At 37.7% G+C, this 14265-nt stretch carries 15 protein-coding genes; 7 read left to right on the forward strand and 8 right to left on the reverse strand.

What is annotated here, in order from left to right; translation table 11 throughout:
* Nucleotides 1-15: 15 nt before the first annotated feature.
* The 5 genes from D017_RS14680 to D017_RS14700 form a co-directional block, all read right to left on the reverse strand.
* A complete protein-coding gene (locus tag D017_RS14680; RefSeq protein ID WP_035337647.1) occupies nt 16-450 on the reverse strand; it encodes a phosphoheptose isomerase in 435 nt (144 codons plus the stop codon).
* Nucleotides 443-784, reverse strand: a complete 342-nt coding sequence (locus tag D017_RS14685) for a hypothetical protein (protein WP_035337650.1) — start codon at nt 782-784, stop codon at nt 443-445. Before D017_RS14685 ends, D017_RS14680 begins: the two co-directional genes overlap by 8 nt.
* The gene (locus tag D017_RS14690; RefSeq protein ID WP_035337653.1) at nt 774-2120 is read right to left on the reverse strand and encodes a (Fe-S)-binding protein; all 1347 of its coding nucleotides are present in this window, start codon (nt 2118-2120) and stop codon (nt 774-776) included. Before D017_RS14690 ends, D017_RS14685 begins: the two co-directional genes overlap by 11 nt.
* Before the next feature lie 25 nt (nt 2121-2145).
* Complete coding sequence (locus D017_RS14695; protein WP_035337656.1) at nt 2146-3090, reverse strand: MlaD family protein; 945 nt, start codon at nt 3088-3090, stop codon at nt 2146-2148.
* Between the two features lie 67 nt (nt 3091-3157).
* Nucleotides 3158-4285 carry an N-acetylmuramoyl-L-alanine amidase gene (locus D017_RS14700; protein WP_081804702.1) on the reverse strand — a complete coding sequence of 376 codons (1128 nt, stop codon included), beginning with the start codon at nt 4283-4285 and terminating at the stop codon, nt 3158-3160.
* A gap of 178 nt (nt 4286-4463) precedes the next feature.
* On the opposite strand from D017_RS14700, the gene D017_RS14705 reads away from it, so the two are divergent.
* The gene (locus tag D017_RS14705; protein WP_035337658.1) at nt 4464-7229 is read left to right on the forward strand and encodes a putative LPS assembly protein LptD; all 2766 of its coding nucleotides are present in this window, start codon (nt 4464-4466) and stop codon (nt 7227-7229) included.
* A gap of 52 nt (nt 7230-7281) precedes the next feature.
* Nucleotides 7282-7662, forward strand: coding sequence for a Rid family detoxifying hydrolase (locus tag D017_RS14710; protein WP_035337661.1), 381 nt, complete (start codon nt 7282-7284; stop codon nt 7660-7662).
* Nucleotides 7663-7706: 44 nt separating this feature from the next.
* Here the strand turns inward: D017_RS14710 and holA are convergent, their stop codons facing one another.
* Nucleotides 7707-8711 carry a DNA polymerase III subunit delta gene (gene holA, locus D017_RS14715; protein WP_035337662.1) on the reverse strand — a complete coding sequence of 335 codons (1005 nt, stop codon included), beginning with the start codon at nt 8709-8711 and terminating at the stop codon, nt 7707-7709.
* Between the two features lie 36 nt (nt 8712-8747).
* On the opposite strand from holA, the gene D017_RS14720 reads away from it, so the two are divergent.
* The 4 genes from D017_RS14720 to D017_RS14735 all read left to right on the forward strand — a co-directional run bounded on the left by D017_RS14720 (nt 8748) and on the right by D017_RS14735 (nt 12212).
* Entirely contained in the window at nt 8748-9203 is a 456-nt protein-coding gene (locus D017_RS14720) for a type I restriction enzyme HsdR N-terminal domain-containing protein (protein WP_035337665.1), read from the forward strand.
* Nucleotides 9204-9251: 48 nt separating this feature from the next.
* On the forward strand, nt 9252-10244 hold the full coding sequence (locus D017_RS14725; protein WP_035337668.1) for a glycosyltransferase family 2 protein: 993 nt from the start codon (nt 9252-9254) through the stop codon (nt 10242-10244).
* Nucleotides 10245-10326: 82 nt separating this feature from the next.
* A complete protein-coding gene (locus D017_RS14730; RefSeq protein WP_035337670.1) occupies nt 10327-11208 on the forward strand; it encodes an OmpA family protein in 882 nt (293 codons plus the stop codon).
* Nucleotides 11209-11453: 245 nt separating this feature from the next.
* Nucleotides 11454-12212 (forward strand): hypothetical protein, encoded by a 759-nt coding sequence (locus tag D017_RS14735; RefSeq protein ID WP_051583937.1) that lies wholly within the window; start codon nt 11454-11456, stop codon nt 12210-12212.
* 100 nt (nt 12213-12312) lie between these two features.
* Here D017_RS14735 and D017_RS14740 read toward each other — a convergent pair whose 3' ends face one another.
* Together D017_RS14740 and D017_RS14745 are read right to left on the reverse strand one after the other, a co-directional pair.
* Nucleotides 12313-12930: an L-threonylcarbamoyladenylate synthase gene (locus D017_RS14740; protein ID WP_035337672.1), complete on the reverse strand. Its 618-nt coding sequence runs from the start codon at nt 12928-12930 to the stop codon at nt 12313-12315.
* 72 nt (nt 12931-13002) lie between these two features.
* Complete coding sequence (locus D017_RS14745; protein ID WP_035337674.1) at nt 13003-13215, reverse strand: DUF2945 domain-containing protein; 213 nt, start codon at nt 13213-13215, stop codon at nt 13003-13005.
* 105 nt (nt 13216-13320) lie between these two features.
* Here D017_RS14745 and D017_RS14750 point away from each other — a divergent pair, with 105 nt between their 5' ends.
* On the forward strand, nt 13321-14220 hold the full coding sequence (locus D017_RS14750; RefSeq protein WP_035337677.1) for an alpha/beta hydrolase: 900 nt from the start codon (nt 13321-13323) through the stop codon (nt 14218-14220).
* Nucleotides 14221-14265 lie beyond the last annotated feature (45 nt).

A 14265-nucleotide genomic window follows, 5' to 3' on the forward strand; every position in this document is an offset into this window, starting at 1 on the left:
AAAAACGGTATTTAATTAATCTTCAAAAACTTCAATAGTTACTTTCTTCTCGATAAGGTCTGTAAACTTCCCTTTATAACGAGTTGCTTTTACTAAGTGATTATCTACCCAGTGATAGTTACCTCCTCTAGGTTTCCCCATAAGTAAGCTGTGGAATTTAAACCCATGACGATTAAGCCATTCTGTAGTAACTGCTCTATGCTCTTCTGTTCTAGAGGTAAAGAAGCAAATAATATGACCTTCATCATGCCATTTATTTAATGTTTTAAGCGCATCTGGAAATGGCTCACATGTACTCATACGTTCTGGTTCCTCGTTAGGAACATCTTCTGTAATAGTACCATCTATGTCAATTAAGTAATTTTTGACTCCCTCTGGAAGCACCGGACTTACGTGTTCACCATCCTCTAGTTTCTCACTTAACATCTTGTCTACGTCTTCTTTATTCATGGTTGTCGTTTAAATTCTTAAAATCTTCTTTACTAAATCTCACATAAAGTGCCAGTCTGTGTTCTCCTGGTTTATTATACTTAGGATTATAACGCTCTATAAGGGATTGTCTCATTGCTTCGTCACGTAGTACACCCATTTGAGAATCACTACAATAATCACAAAAAATCTTTTTTACAGTAACGCTATCTACTTGTAACTGTTCATTTACAAATAGACGTGTATACATTTTAAATTGTAAGCTGTCAATTTTATAATTCTTTGTAGGGGATTGCGCTTTCGCGAAAGCGAAACTCAACAATAACACTACAACTATAAAATATCTATGCTTCATTTATCCAGTTACCTCTATCCATCTGGTTAAACGGCCATGGCGCTCCATTATTTTCAATATTGGTCATCGCGTTGTTTAAATCTGTAGGCGCTGCACTTTCCTCCATTACCATATAACGACGCATGTCAACAATAATACTTAAAGGATCGATACCTATAGGACAAGCTTCTACACATGCATTACACGTAGTACAAGCCCAAAGCTCTTCTTTTGTGATATAATCATCAAGCAACTGCTTGTTATCCATCACAAATACTCCGTTATTTTCATCTATATTTTTACCTACTTCCTCAAGACGATCACGTGTATCCATCATGATTTTACGAGGGCTCAATTTTTTTCCAGTTTGGTTTGCAGGACATTCACTTGTACAACGACCACATTCTGTACAACTATATGAGTTCATAAGTTGTACCCAGTTAAGATCTGTCACATCACTAGCTCCAAATTTTCCAACCTCAACCTCCTCAGCACCTTCGGCTGGGGCTGCAAAAGGATCTGCATTTGGATCCATCATAAGCATTACCTCATCTGTTACAGCCTTAAGATTATTAAACTCTCCCTGTGGCTTAAGCTTAGCATACCAAGTATTTGGGAATGCAAGTAGAATGTGTAAGTGTTTTGAGTAGTATAAGTAGTTTAAGAAAATTAAGATACCTACAATGTGTAACCACCATGCAGCACGCTCTACAATAACGAGTGCGCTTACAGACATACCCTCAAAAAGTGGAGCAATGAAGCTACTTATTGGGAATGAGCCAGTGATACTTCCATCTGCCGAGGCATAATGATCTGCACCCATCATTTGTAATTGTAAATCTGCGGCATTCATTGTGAGGAATAACCCCATTAATACTACTTCAAAATAAAGAATAATATTACCGTCAGACTTAGGCCATCCTTTAAGTTCTGGACTTAAGAATCGTTTTATGTTCATCACATTACGACGTAGCCAGAAAATAATAACAGCAACCAGTACTAAGAAAGCAAGAATTTCAAAACTTCCAATTAAGAAGTCATATACTCCTCCTAAGAAACTAAAAATTCTATGTGTACCAAAAAGTCCATCTATGATAATCTCGAGAACCTCAATATTGATAATAATGAAACCAATATAAACAACGACGTGTAAAATACCAGAAACTGGTCTTTTTACCATTTTATATTGCCCTAAGGCAATTTTTGCCATATTCCGCCAGCGTTGTGGCTTATTATCAGACCGGTCTACGTCCTTTCCTAGGTTAATATTACGTAGAAGTTTCTTGATGTTTTTAACAAAAAAACCAACTCCTAAAACTAGAACAATGAGAAAAATGATGTTTTGTACGTATTGCATATAAATTCGTTAGTTAAGCTCCCGCCTACTGTAACGAATCTTTAGGCGGGGTATACTCTCCTGGCTTTTTCCCGAAGAGTGAAAAATGTACATAACGTTTTGGGTTAAGCTTCATATCTTGAAGAAGATCTCCCATCTGGTTTGCTGTACGATCCAAATTTAAGTAAAGTTGATCATCATTCAAAAGTTTACCTACGGTTCCTTCAGGAGAATTTAACTTATTAGATAATTCTTGGAAATCTGCGATAGTTTTTTCTAAATCTGCAACCATTTGTCCCATTTGAATTTTTGAGAGCGAATCTGATAATGTAGCAAAGTTGCCACTCATCTTATCTAGGTTTGTAATGGTACGGTCAAATTTATCTTGATTAGAAGCTAGTAATCCATTTACAGACTTAGAGATTCCTTTCATCTCACGAGAAGCATCTGTAAAGTTTGCTATGGCGTCTCTTAAATTTGCTCTCGTATCTCTATCTAATACTGAGTTTACGTTTACCAGCAACGAGTCTGTATCTCCTATAACTTTTTCTACTTGATTTTGAAGTGGAGTAAGACGTTCATTTACAAGCTCCATGATCCCTTCACCCATTTCACCAGGTAAGGTATCTCCAGTCTTAGCATTTCTCCCCTTCTCGTAAGAAGGAATAATTGCCAGAGATTTACCACCTATAAGACCTCCTCCATATACTCTCGCAAGACTCTTGTTTGAAAACTCAAAGTCTTTTTCTACTACAAATTTAACCACAAGTTTACCGCTACTATCTGCAAAGTCTATAGACATTACTCTCCCTACTGGCAATCCATTAATAGTCACTTGAGATGAAGGCGCAAGACCTTCTACATTATCATACTTAGCATAAAGGATTTTACTCTTATCTAAAAGATTATTGCCTTTGAGGTAGTTGTAACCAAATATTACAAGCAGCAGCGCTGCGATAACTAAAATGGCGGTTTTTATTTCTTTAGACATTAAATAAGATGCTTATTGGTTAAAACAAATGTAGGTCAATTGTTAAAGGCAATCCTCACGTATAAGACTAATTTAACACTTGATTAAGCGGTACTTTAATATTATCCTTATTAAAGGATACGATAAAAGCTTCTTTATAGCCTTTATTCTTTGCTTCTTGTAATTGCTCGCGCGCCAAATTATAATCTGAGGTCGCTCCGTAATAATATTTATAAAGACGCCCATCTTTGGAGCGGCTTATAGACCTGAGCCCTTTAAAATTATAAGATTTTGTTTCTAGCTTACGTTTACTCGCTGCAAGTTGTACTTTAAAGGTCACGCCCTCTACTACCTTGGACTTAGGTGTTGCAATAGGTGTCGTAGTTTTTTCAATCACATGATCTGCAATTTCAACACGCTCGTTCATCTGTATACTCTTCTTATAATTTGTAACAGCTTTACTAATTGCCTTTGCCATTTTTTCTTGACCAGCACGAGAGTTTAAAAATTTTCCTTCTTCGTTATTAGTGAGAAAACCTGTTTCTATAAGTACACTAGGCATTACAGACCTGTGCAGCACCCAGAATATAGCTTGCTTTACACCACGACTGCTGCGCTTCACGCTTCCTGTAAATTCATTTTCTACAAAGCTTGCTAGGTTGATACTTTGATCTAAGTATTCCTCTTGCATAAGCTCAAGACCTATACTAGTTTCTGGACTATTAGGATCAAAACCTGCATATCGTTTCTCATAGTTTTCCTCTAGTAGGATCACTGAGTTTTCTTTTTTGGCAATGGCCATATTCTTTGCATTACCGTCTATACCAAGCACAAAAGTTTCTGTTCCCTTGGCTTGTGAGGAGTGTGAATTACAGTGTATGCTTATAAAAAGATCGGCATTTGCATTGTTTGCAATATCTGCACGTTCCCATAATTCTAAAAAAACATCTGTTTTCCTTGTATAAATTACCTCTACATCAGATTGTTTTTCTAATTCTTTCCCTAAGGCTAGCACTACATTAAGCGCTATGTTTTTCTCATAGTAACCATTCCCACGGTTACCACTGTCGCCTCCACCGTGCCCAGCATCGAGAACAACCTTGAATTTTTTAGAATTATTATTGGATTGCGCTTTCGCGAAAGCGCCTGAAAAACAACTCACCACAAGAAGCACAGTTGTTAAATAAATATTAAAAAAGTTTTTTTTACGCATCATTTATATCAAATATGACTCTTTTGAACGTTAGGTATTAAATTGAACTCTATAAACAACGTAACGTGCATTACACGCTTGTTATTTTCAAAATTGTATTTCTAGGGCTGTAGCCGAAAAAAATATACGTAATTTTGACACTTTAATTGATAATTATTTGCACAAAAATAGGCTAATCGCATTGCAAACAAAAACTGCACACTTTCTTATTGTATTCGCTCTTTGCTTGCTACCATTGCTTACAGCAAGTGCACAAGAACTTCCATCCAAGAATGATGCCAGACGTGTACCAGCGAGGGATACAACTTTAATTCAATCGGCAACAGAAGGTTTTGCTAGGCTTGATTCTATCGCTCCTACCGTAGTTGCTATAGAAGACACTACTAGAACCACACAAGATTCTATAAAACGAAAGCCAGAAACCCTAACTGACAAGGTTGTTTACAAGGCAACAGACTACCAGCGCATATCACAACGTAAAAAGAAAATCTACCTCTATAATGAGGCAGAGATTGTTTATGAGGATATGAAAATAAATGCGGGAGAAATCATTCTTGATTATGAAACTAACACCGTTTTTGCTCGAGGAATCGAAGATTCTGCTGGAAACTACTCCCAAATACCATTTTTTGTCCAAGGTCCTAATCAAGTTAAGCCAGATTCCATAAAATTTAATTTTGATACGCAACGAGCTCTTATCTATGGTTCGCGCGTAGAAAAAGCTGGCGGACAGCAAATAAATTTAAAAGCAGAACGCAGTAAGAGAGTAAATGACTCTGTAATCTTTATGAGTAATGTAAAGATTACCACCTCTGAAGATCTTGATAATCCAGAATATTACTTTCTAGCTCGTAAAGTAAAGTTTGTACCTGGTAAAAAACTTGTTGCCGGACTTACTAATATGTACATCGCAGATGTTCCTACTCCTATAGGGTTACCATTTGCATTTTTCCCTATGGAAAAGGAAACAAGCGTATCTGGATTTATACTACCTGGACCTGGAGAAAGTACAGAACGCGGCTATTCCTTAACAAATGGAGGTTATTATTTTGCGCTTAGTGAGTATTTTAACCTAGCGCTTACCGGTGATTATTATACAAACGGTAGTTATGCCTTTAGAGCAGACTCAGATTATAAAGTGCGCTATAAGTTTAATGGTAGGTTTAGCTTTAGTTCAGAACGTATCTTGTTTAGTGAGCGTGGCCTTCCAGACTTTTCTGAGACTAACACATATAACATACGATGGAATCACAGTCAGGATACAAAGTCTAGCCCTAACAGTAGATTTTCGGCATCTGTAAACTTAGGTAGTAGTAACTTTTATAGACAATCACTTAATCAAGCAAACACAGGTAACTTCTTAAATAATAACTTTAGTTCTTCTGTTTCTTATTCACGCACATTCCCTGGTACAGTGCCTGTAAACTTAACGGTTGCAGCTACTCATAGTCAAAACTCACGTACGGAAGAAATTACGATGTCACTTCCTACTACCCAACTTAACGTAGATAGAATTTATCCTTTTGCTGGCAAGTCTGGATCTAAGAAAGGTCTTATCAAAAATTTAAATCTGAGTTATGCATTACGCGCAGATAACCGTTTTAGAACAAATGATGATGAGTTTTTTACAGCTGCTATGTTTGAAAGTGCAGAAACCGGTATAAGACATAGTATTCCTATTGCAACCAACTTTAAACTATTTAACTACATCAGTGCTTCGGTAAGTGGTAGTCTTGAGGAGAGCTGGGTTTTTAAAACGATAGATCAAAGTTTTGATGAAGAGACTAATACCGTAGTAAGAGATACAGTAAACGGCTTTGATGCGTATAGAACCTACAGAGGAGGATTAAGTCTTGGTACCACGGTCTACGGAACTTTTAATTTTAAGGAGACCAGTAAGATTCAAACCATACGTCACGTAGTAAGACCATCGTTAAGTTGGTCTTACACCCCAGCTTTTGATCAGTTTTACGAGACCTACACACGACCTGACCCTAATGATGTGACAGATCCTCAAAATGTAGATGTAGAGTACTCAAGATTTGAAGGAGGATTCTTTGGCGCCCCTAGTAATCGCGTTTCTAATTCGCTCTCATTTAGTCTTGCAAACACACTCGAAGCAAAAGTCAGGAGTAAGGATAGCACAGATACTGAGCCCAAGAAGATAAAGCTCATCAACAACCTCAACATAAGGACCTCTTATAATTTTGCTGCAGAGGACCTCAAGCTCTCGCCTATTTCTGTAAATGGATCTGTTCCTGTTTTACAAGATAAACTTGACATCAATTTCAGTGCAAACCTAGATCTCTACGCGCTTAATAGTGCAAACCAGCGCATAAACACGCTTAATATAAATAATGGTGGTAGCCTCTTTAGACTTACCAGCGGCCAGGCGAGTTTTGGGTACAGTTTTTCTAGTAGAGATTTTGACAAGGATGCGCAAGCGGGTGTAAATAAAGATCGCACAGAAAACGAAACCTTTGCTGGTGGTGGACGTCCAGATGACTTATTAGGAAAAGGCGTTGACATTACTGGAAACACAAACGCAGGAAATAGAGAGCCAGAAGACGAAGAAGAAAAAGAGATTGAATTTTATAGATTTAAAATTCCATGGAATTTACGCTTTGGGTATCAAGTAGGATACGCAAACAATGCTCGTCAAAATGACGTGAGCTCTCACTCTATCGTTGTAAGTGGAGATGTAAAATTAGGAAATAGATGGACCGTAGGTGGGTCTACTGGATATGATCTTGCAAATCCAGGTATCACCTTTACCTCTCTTAGCTTTGCGCGTGATCTTGAGAGTTGGAATATGCGTTTCAGTTGGGTTCCTCCTGTAAATTCAGACCCTAGTAGAACCTCTTGGAATTTCTTTATCGGGATTACAGGTAATCTATTAAGTGATATTAAGTATGACAAACGTCGTACACCAGATCAACGATTATAACCGATAAATGTATAATCACGCTTTCGCGAAAGCGTAACAAATACCATTACTCATGAAAAAAATTATCACCACATCAAATGCTCCGGCTCCAATAGGCCCTTACAACCAAGCAACATTAGTAAACGGAATGCTATACACTAGCGGACAGATTGCTATCATACCTGCAACGGGAGAACTATTTAAAGGTAGTATCGAGGAAGAGACTGAACTTGTTATGCAAAGCGTCAAAGCGATTCTTACAGAAGCTGGGATGACTTTTGAAAACGTGGTGAAGACTTCTATTTTCATCAGTGATATGGAAAACTTCGGGAAGATCAATAGTGTGTATGGAAAGTATTTTGATGAAGCTACAGCTCCTGCTAGGGAAACGGTAGAAGTGGCAAACCTTCCTAAATATGTAAATGTAGAAATAAGTGTTATCGCTGCAGCATAAGCTAGCATACACTCCAAATAATTCTGAGAGCTGCTTGTAAAATCTTAATTCATGATTTTTACAAGCAGCTCTTTTAGTAAGTCATTACTTGCAAAAGCACTCGCTCCTACCCCTTTACTTTTTACATCTACCTCTCTTATTAAGGAGATACATGCGCTCACTTTTTTCATAGGGTAATTGCGACCTGCAGTAATATATTCTCCCACAAAAAATGGAGAAACACCAAGCGCTCTGGCTACGGTAGTCTTATCTTTTTGCGGTAATCCATGATATTTAAGAATACTTGAAAACAAACTAAACAGCTGGCTTACCGTCAGCACTAGCGGATTGTCTTTAGGGTTCTGTGTAAAATATTGAGCAATGCGCTGTGCTTTTACAATATCTTTTTCTGAGATTGCCTTACGTAACTCAAAAATATTGAAGTCTTTACTTATCCCAATATTTTCCTCTATGGCCTGTGGTGTAATCTCACTTCCCTTAGGTAAAATAAGCATCAACTTATTGAGTTCGTTTACCACTTTGCTCAAATCATTACCAAGGTAATCTACTAGAATTTGTGCCGCCTTAGGTTGGATATGATATCCCTCATCTATAAGCACACGTCGTAACCAGTCGCCTACTTGGTTTTCATATAGCTTCTTACTTTCATAATGCACTCCGTATTCCTTTAAGGCTTTTGCGAGTGCTTTACGCTTGTCTAGCTTCTTATATTTATAGGCCACCACAAGCACCGTAGTAGGTTGCGGATTTTTTACATAATCTACCAGCTTCTCGATCTGTCGTGAGAGATCTTGCGCTTCTTTTACAATTACCACCTGACGCTCTGCCATCATAGGGTAACGCTTTGCATTGCTCACAATATCTTCTATCGTCACGTCACGACCGTATAGTACCACTTGATTAAAACCTTTCTCGGCTTCATCAAGTAGATTATGCTCTATATAATCTGAGATTTGATCTATAAAATAAGGCTCTTCCCCACTTAAAAAGTAAATAGGTTTTATGATTCCTTTTTTAATGTCTTCAACTATGTTTTTTGCGTGCTTCACCTTTGGGTTTTCCTGCAGAACTCGTACTATTGTGGTATGCAACAACTCTCTTTTCCTGCATACTCTTTCAGGCTCAAAAGTAGCGAAAACAAACGGTATATTTTTGACGTCATTCGTAAAAAGTTCTTGGTACTTACTCCCGAAGAATGGGTGCGACAACACATCTTACAATGGCTTCTTACCGAAAAAGGATATCCGCTAAGCCTTATCAATGTTGAGAAAGAAATAAAAGTAGGAAATACTCGCAAGCGTTATGATATCGTCATTTTTAATAAAGATGGCTCCCTCCTACTCATTGTAGAGTGTAAAGCTCCTGCTGTAAAAATTACCCAAGAAACCTTTGACCAGATTGCTCGTTATAATTTGCAATTACAAGCAGATTACCTGATGGTGAGCAACGGACTTTCACATTATTATTGCCAAGTAGACACAGTTGCAGAGCGTTATGACTTCTTACGATCGCTTCCAGATTATAAGCGAGAAGTAAAATAAGTACGCTTTCGCGAAAGCGGAATCCCATAAAAACCTTTTATTTGTAGTGTGAATACAGCCATCGTCATCTTAAACTGGAACGGAAAAGAACTACTAGAACGATTCCTTCCCACCGTTATTGAGCATAGTGCAGACCTCGCTACCATCTATGTAGCCGATAATGCAAGTACTGATAGTTCTGTACGTTATGTGCAAGATCACTTCCCAAGCGTGCACATTATAAAGAATGTTGAAAATGGTGGTTATGCAAAGGGCTATAACGATGCACTTAAAACCATTAAGGCAGATATCTATGTACTCCTCAACAGTGATGTACAAGTAACTAAGGGCTGGCTAGCACCTATGATTGCTCTTTTTGACGATCCTAGAGTATCTGCGGCGCAACCAAAAATTAAAGATTTAAAAAAACCTACGCACTTTGAATATGCAGGTGCAGCTGGAGGTTTTATAGACAAGTTAGGCTATCCATATTGTAGAGGTAGGCTTTTTGATACTTGCGAGGAAGATACAGGACAATATGATGCTACTATAGAAGTACAATGGGCAAGTGGTGCTTGTCTCTTTGTTAGAGCATCTACCTTCTGGGAGGTAGGAGCACTAGATGAAATATTTTTTGCTCATCAAGAAGAAATAGATTTATGCTGGCGTATTAAAAACAAAGGATATCGTGTACTCGCCTGTGGTAATAGCGAGGTATATCATCTAGGTGGAGCTACGTTACCCTCTGCAAATCCTAAGAAGACTTTTTATAATTTTAGAAATACGCTTTTTAATGTTGTGAAGAACATTAAGGGTTTTAAGGCGCTATTTATTATACTCTCAAGACTTATACTTGACGGTGTTGCAGCACTAAAGTTTCTATTATCTGGGCAGCCTAAGCATCTTTTGGCTATCTTGAAGGCTCATTTAAGTTTTTATGTGCACATTCCTGCGCTATTGCAAAGGCGCTTACGCCTAGTATCGTCAAGACGTTATGCTGATACAACTTCCATTATATGGAGCTATTTTGTACAGAAAAAGCACACGTATAAGGACTTATGAAAAACCATAAATTACTGTTAAGAAGTATCTATGGCATCACTGTTTTAGTACATTTATCACAAATTTAAAAGTTACACAAACTATGAAACGATTATTAATTGCTGGTATTACCAGTGCCCTATTGCTTACTTCTTGCGTTTCTAAGAAAGAATATGCTGCGCTTGAGGCTAGACAACAAGAAACTCAAGATCTTCTTAACTCTGCTACGGTAAAGTTAAACTCTTGTCTAGAAGAAAAAGCAAGTGCAACTACGCGTGTGCAGTCACTAGAGGAGCGTATTGCAGAAATGAGAAAAGACAGAAACGACCTTATACAAAGCTCTAAAGATCTTACTATGCTTACTAAGCAAGGAGCGTCTAACTTAGAAAAGTCTCTAGAAAGCTTAAAAGAAAAAGACCTTAAGATTAATCGTCTTCAAGATGCACTTACTAAAAAGGACAGTGTAACACTTGCGCTAGTTACAAGCCTTAAGAAAGAGGTAGGTATCAATGATACAGACATTGAGGTTAATGTAGAGAAAGGTGTGGTATTCATATCACTTTCTGATAAAGTACTATTTAAAAGCGGAAGCTATAATATTACGTCAAGAGCAGAAGAAATCTTAGGAAAGGTTGCTACCGTGATTAACGGAAAGCCAGACTTTGAAGCACTTGTAGAAGGACACACAGATAATGTACCTTATAATAAAGGAGGTGTTCTTATAGACAACTGGGATTTAAGTGCAAAGAGAGCAACCGCTATCGTAAGAAAACTAGTAGACTTAGGAGCAAATCCTGCACAGCTTATTGCTGCTGGACGTAGCGAGTTTGTACCTCTAGTAGATAATAGCACTGCAGCAAACAGATCTACAAACCGTAGAACAAAGATATATGTACTTCCTAAGATTGATCAATTTTATGATATGATTGAGCAAGAAATGAAAAACATGTCTGGAGAAGATGTAGAGGTAGAAGAAGGGAACTAAGGATCTCATTAGACAACTCTTACAGAACAAAAAGCGACTATCGGCAAGATAGTCGCTTTTTTCGTTTAACTACACAGATGAGATTTGAATAAGTGCTCTTAAACGTCAATATCATCGCTCAAAGACACAATTTATACGTTTAAATGTTAAAATTTAGTGTACTTGGTCGATTATCGTCTTAATTGTGTGTTTCATAGAGGTTTTCGCCATACTTTCGATGTATCGCAATATTAAACAGCCCCATTATGAAAAATATTACTCTTATTATCTTAGCTCTTTTCTGCTCATCAATACTTGTAGCAGAGATCTCTCCAAAAGAAAAGCAAGCTCTTGTAGATTTATACAATAGCACTAACGGAAATGAGTGGACAAACTCTTGGGACCTTTCTCAAACTCCAGAAAACTGGACAGGTGTAACTATCTTTAGAGATAAAGTATTTGCGGTAAGTCTTAAGGACAACAATCTTACAGGTACAATCCCAGCAAGTATAGGTGACCTTACAGGACTTAAAATATTAAATCTTCAAAAAAATGATTTACACGGAGCGATACCAGCTTCTTTAGGATCTATAAAAGGTCTTAAGACAATCAACTTATCTTTAAACAAACTTGAAGGGAACATCCCTAGCGAAATCCTTGCGATGGGAAGCCTAGAGTACTTAGACCTATTCTTTAATAACTTAAGTGGAGAATTAAAGAGCGATGTAGCTGGATTAAAAAACTTAAAAAGATTAAGTCTTGCAAATAATGACTTTAAAGGTCAACTACCTGTAGCAATCACTTCATTAGAAAAACTTACAGACTTACAACTTAGTAGTAACAACTTCTCTGGTAACTTGCCTAATGGTATTGCTGCATTACCACAATTAAAGAAACTTAACCTTTTTGACAATAACTTTACAGGTGCGTTTCCTACAAAACTTAATGCTCTTAACTTAGATGAGCTTACATACAATAACAACAACTTTACAGAAACAACTACCCTACTAGCTGGTGGCGAATAAGTTACTAGTCTTTAGGTTAGATTAGTAAGTACCCCAAATCTTTAATTAGATTTAGTTAAGAGCCTCTCCTTTTGGAGAGGTTTTTTAATAGGTATCTATTTTATAATTCTGGACTTCCTTTTCCTTCTCTTATGAGAATAGGCTCATCACCCGTAAGATCTATTACGGTAGAAGGAACGTTACCTCCATAGCCACCGTCTACAATTACGTCTACGCGGTTCTGCCACTTCTCAAAAATAAGTTCTGGATCTGTGGTATATTCTATCACCTCATCTTCATCATAGATTGACGTAGAGATAATAGGGTTCCCTAGCTCTCTCACAATGGCTCTAGTAATCTCGTTATCTGGCACACGTATTCCTACTTCCTTTTTCTTTTTAAAGACACTAGGCAAGTTATTATTACCTGGCAATATGAACGTATAAGGTCCTGGCAGGGCTCGTTTCAATATTTTAAAGGTCTTAGTATCTATCTGCTTTACATAGTCAGATAAGTTACTTAGGTCTTCACATACAAAGGAGAAATTTGCCTTTGCTAGCTTTACTCCTTTTATCTGTGCTACGCGTTCTAGTGCTTTGGTATTTGTAATGTCGCAGCCCAGCGCATACACGGTATCACTTGGATAAATGATAAGTCCGCCGTTTTTTAGAATTTTTACGATTTCTTTTAAATCCTTAGGATTTGGATTCTCTTCGTAGAGTTTTATAAACTTTGACATGGCTGTAATTTTTTGTGAATGTACGAGTAAGAATTAATATGCTCATCACGCTTTCGCGAAAGCGTAACTTTCCTAATCTACGCGCTGTACTTCGTCCTCAAGTTTGAGTACATTATCACCATCTTCTTGCTCGATGTAAAGTGCTTTATTGCCAGATTCTCCATTACGAGTGACTTCGTTGCCTTTGATAGTTTTGGTTACTTTCTCTGTAAAAGTTTCGGTTACTTTTCCTTCTGCGGTACCGTTACCCCACTTCCACTGTACTTTTGTTCCTTCCTTAATCATAACTTTTTTATTTAAAGTTACTTATAAGCTTAAAATATCTCGCAGAAACTAACGCAACCTTAACATAAAAGTAAAATCTATGCGTTATACCTTAAAATTGTCTTAATGAAACTACTATATATTCTTTTTGTACTCGCTGCCATGAGCTGGAGCTGCTCAGATAGTGATGAGACTAGCACAGATGTCATTACTCCTGATATGGAGATGGAAGAAGCCGTTGCGCTCGAGGCGCTTACGCTTACAGATGTTCCTTACGGTAATGACCCTGCGCAGGTGTATGACATTTATTTACCTGCAAGACGTAGTGCTGCCAAAACAAAAATGATTATCCTCATACACGGTGGTGGCTGGACAGAAGGAGATAAGGAAAACGTATCTGCTTTTATAAATCTTGTACAATCACAACATCCAGATTATGGCGTGGTAAATATGAATTACATACTGGCAAATCCTCCAGCGATACCAGCATTTCCTAATCAGTTTCTGGATGTGCAGGCGGTGATTAATCAGCTTAATGATACTAGTAGCGAGTTGCAATTTAATAACGAGTATGCTTTTATAGGCCTTAGTGCTGGTGCACATATTGCGATGATGTATGACTATACCTATGATGTAGATGACCAAGTAAAATTTGTAGCCAACATAGTAGGCCCAGCAGATTTTACAGATCCTTTTTATGCAGACGGCCCAGGTTTTGAAACCTACATAGCCGCACTTACTGATGAAACTGCCTATCCCGAGGATGCAAATTATAGCGAACTGTTAAGCCCTGCCAAAGTAGTCACTGCAAGTGCTAGCCCTACCCTTCAGTTTTACGGAGATCAAGATCCGCTGGTGCCGCTTACTAATGGTCAGCGACTAGATACGGCGCTTTCTAATGCTGGTGTTCCGCATATCTTTACAATTTATGAAGGTGGGCATGGAGATTGGGATGCTACGAGCTACCTCGATGTGCAGCAAAAAATAGGCGCTTACATTGACCTCTACTTACCTATAGAAGATTAAGTATACAATGCTAAACAATATTACGAGATAGAAGGTATTCCTGTA

The organism is Dokdonia sp. PRO95 (assembly GCF_000355805.1).
In the GTDB taxonomy this organism is placed as follows: domain Bacteria; phylum Bacteroidota; class Bacteroidia; order Flavobacteriales; family Flavobacteriaceae; genus Dokdonia.

Coding starts and splice junctions, on each gene's coding strand:
- D017_RS14680 (WP_035337647.1), bottom strand. CDS start 450: ATGAATAAAGAAGACGTAGACAAGATGTTAAGTGAGAAACTAGAGGAT.
- D017_RS14685 (WP_035337650.1), bottom strand. CDS start 784: ATGAAGCATAGATATTTTATAGTTGTAGTGTTATTGTTGAGTTTCGCT.
- D017_RS14690 (WP_035337653.1), bottom strand. CDS start 2,120: ATGCAATACGTACAAAACATCATTTTTCTCATTGTTCTAGTTTTAGGA.
- D017_RS14695 (WP_035337656.1), bottom strand. CDS start 3,090: ATGTCTAAAGAAATAAAAACCGCCATTTTAGTTATCGCAGCGCTGCTG.
- D017_RS14700 (WP_081804702.1), bottom strand. CDS start 4,285: ATGATGCGTAAAAAAAACTTTTTTAATATTTATTTAACAACTGTGCTT.
- D017_RS14710 (WP_035337661.1), top strand. CDS start 7,282: ATGAAAAAAATTATCACCACATCAAATGCTCCGGCTCCAATAGGCCCT.
- D017_RS14720 (WP_035337665.1), top strand. CDS start 8,748: ATGCAACAACTCTCTTTTCCTGCATACTCTTTCAGGCTCAAAAGTAGC.
- D017_RS14730 (WP_035337670.1), top strand. CDS start 10,327: ATGAAACGATTATTAATTGCTGGTATTACCAGTGCCCTATTGCTTACT.
- D017_RS14735 (WP_051583937.1), top strand. CDS start 11,454: ATGAAAAATATTACTCTTATTATCTTAGCTCTTTTCTGCTCATCAATA.
- D017_RS14740 (WP_035337672.1), bottom strand. CDS start 12,930: ATGTCAAAGTTTATAAAACTCTACGAAGAGAATCCAAATCCTAAGGAT.
- D017_RS14745 (WP_035337674.1), bottom strand. CDS start 13,215: ATGATTAAGGAAGGAACAAAAGTACAGTGGAAGTGGGGTAACGGTACC.
- D017_RS14750 (WP_035337677.1), top strand. CDS start 13,321: ATGAAACTACTATATATTCTTTTTGTACTCGCTGCCATGAGCTGGAGC.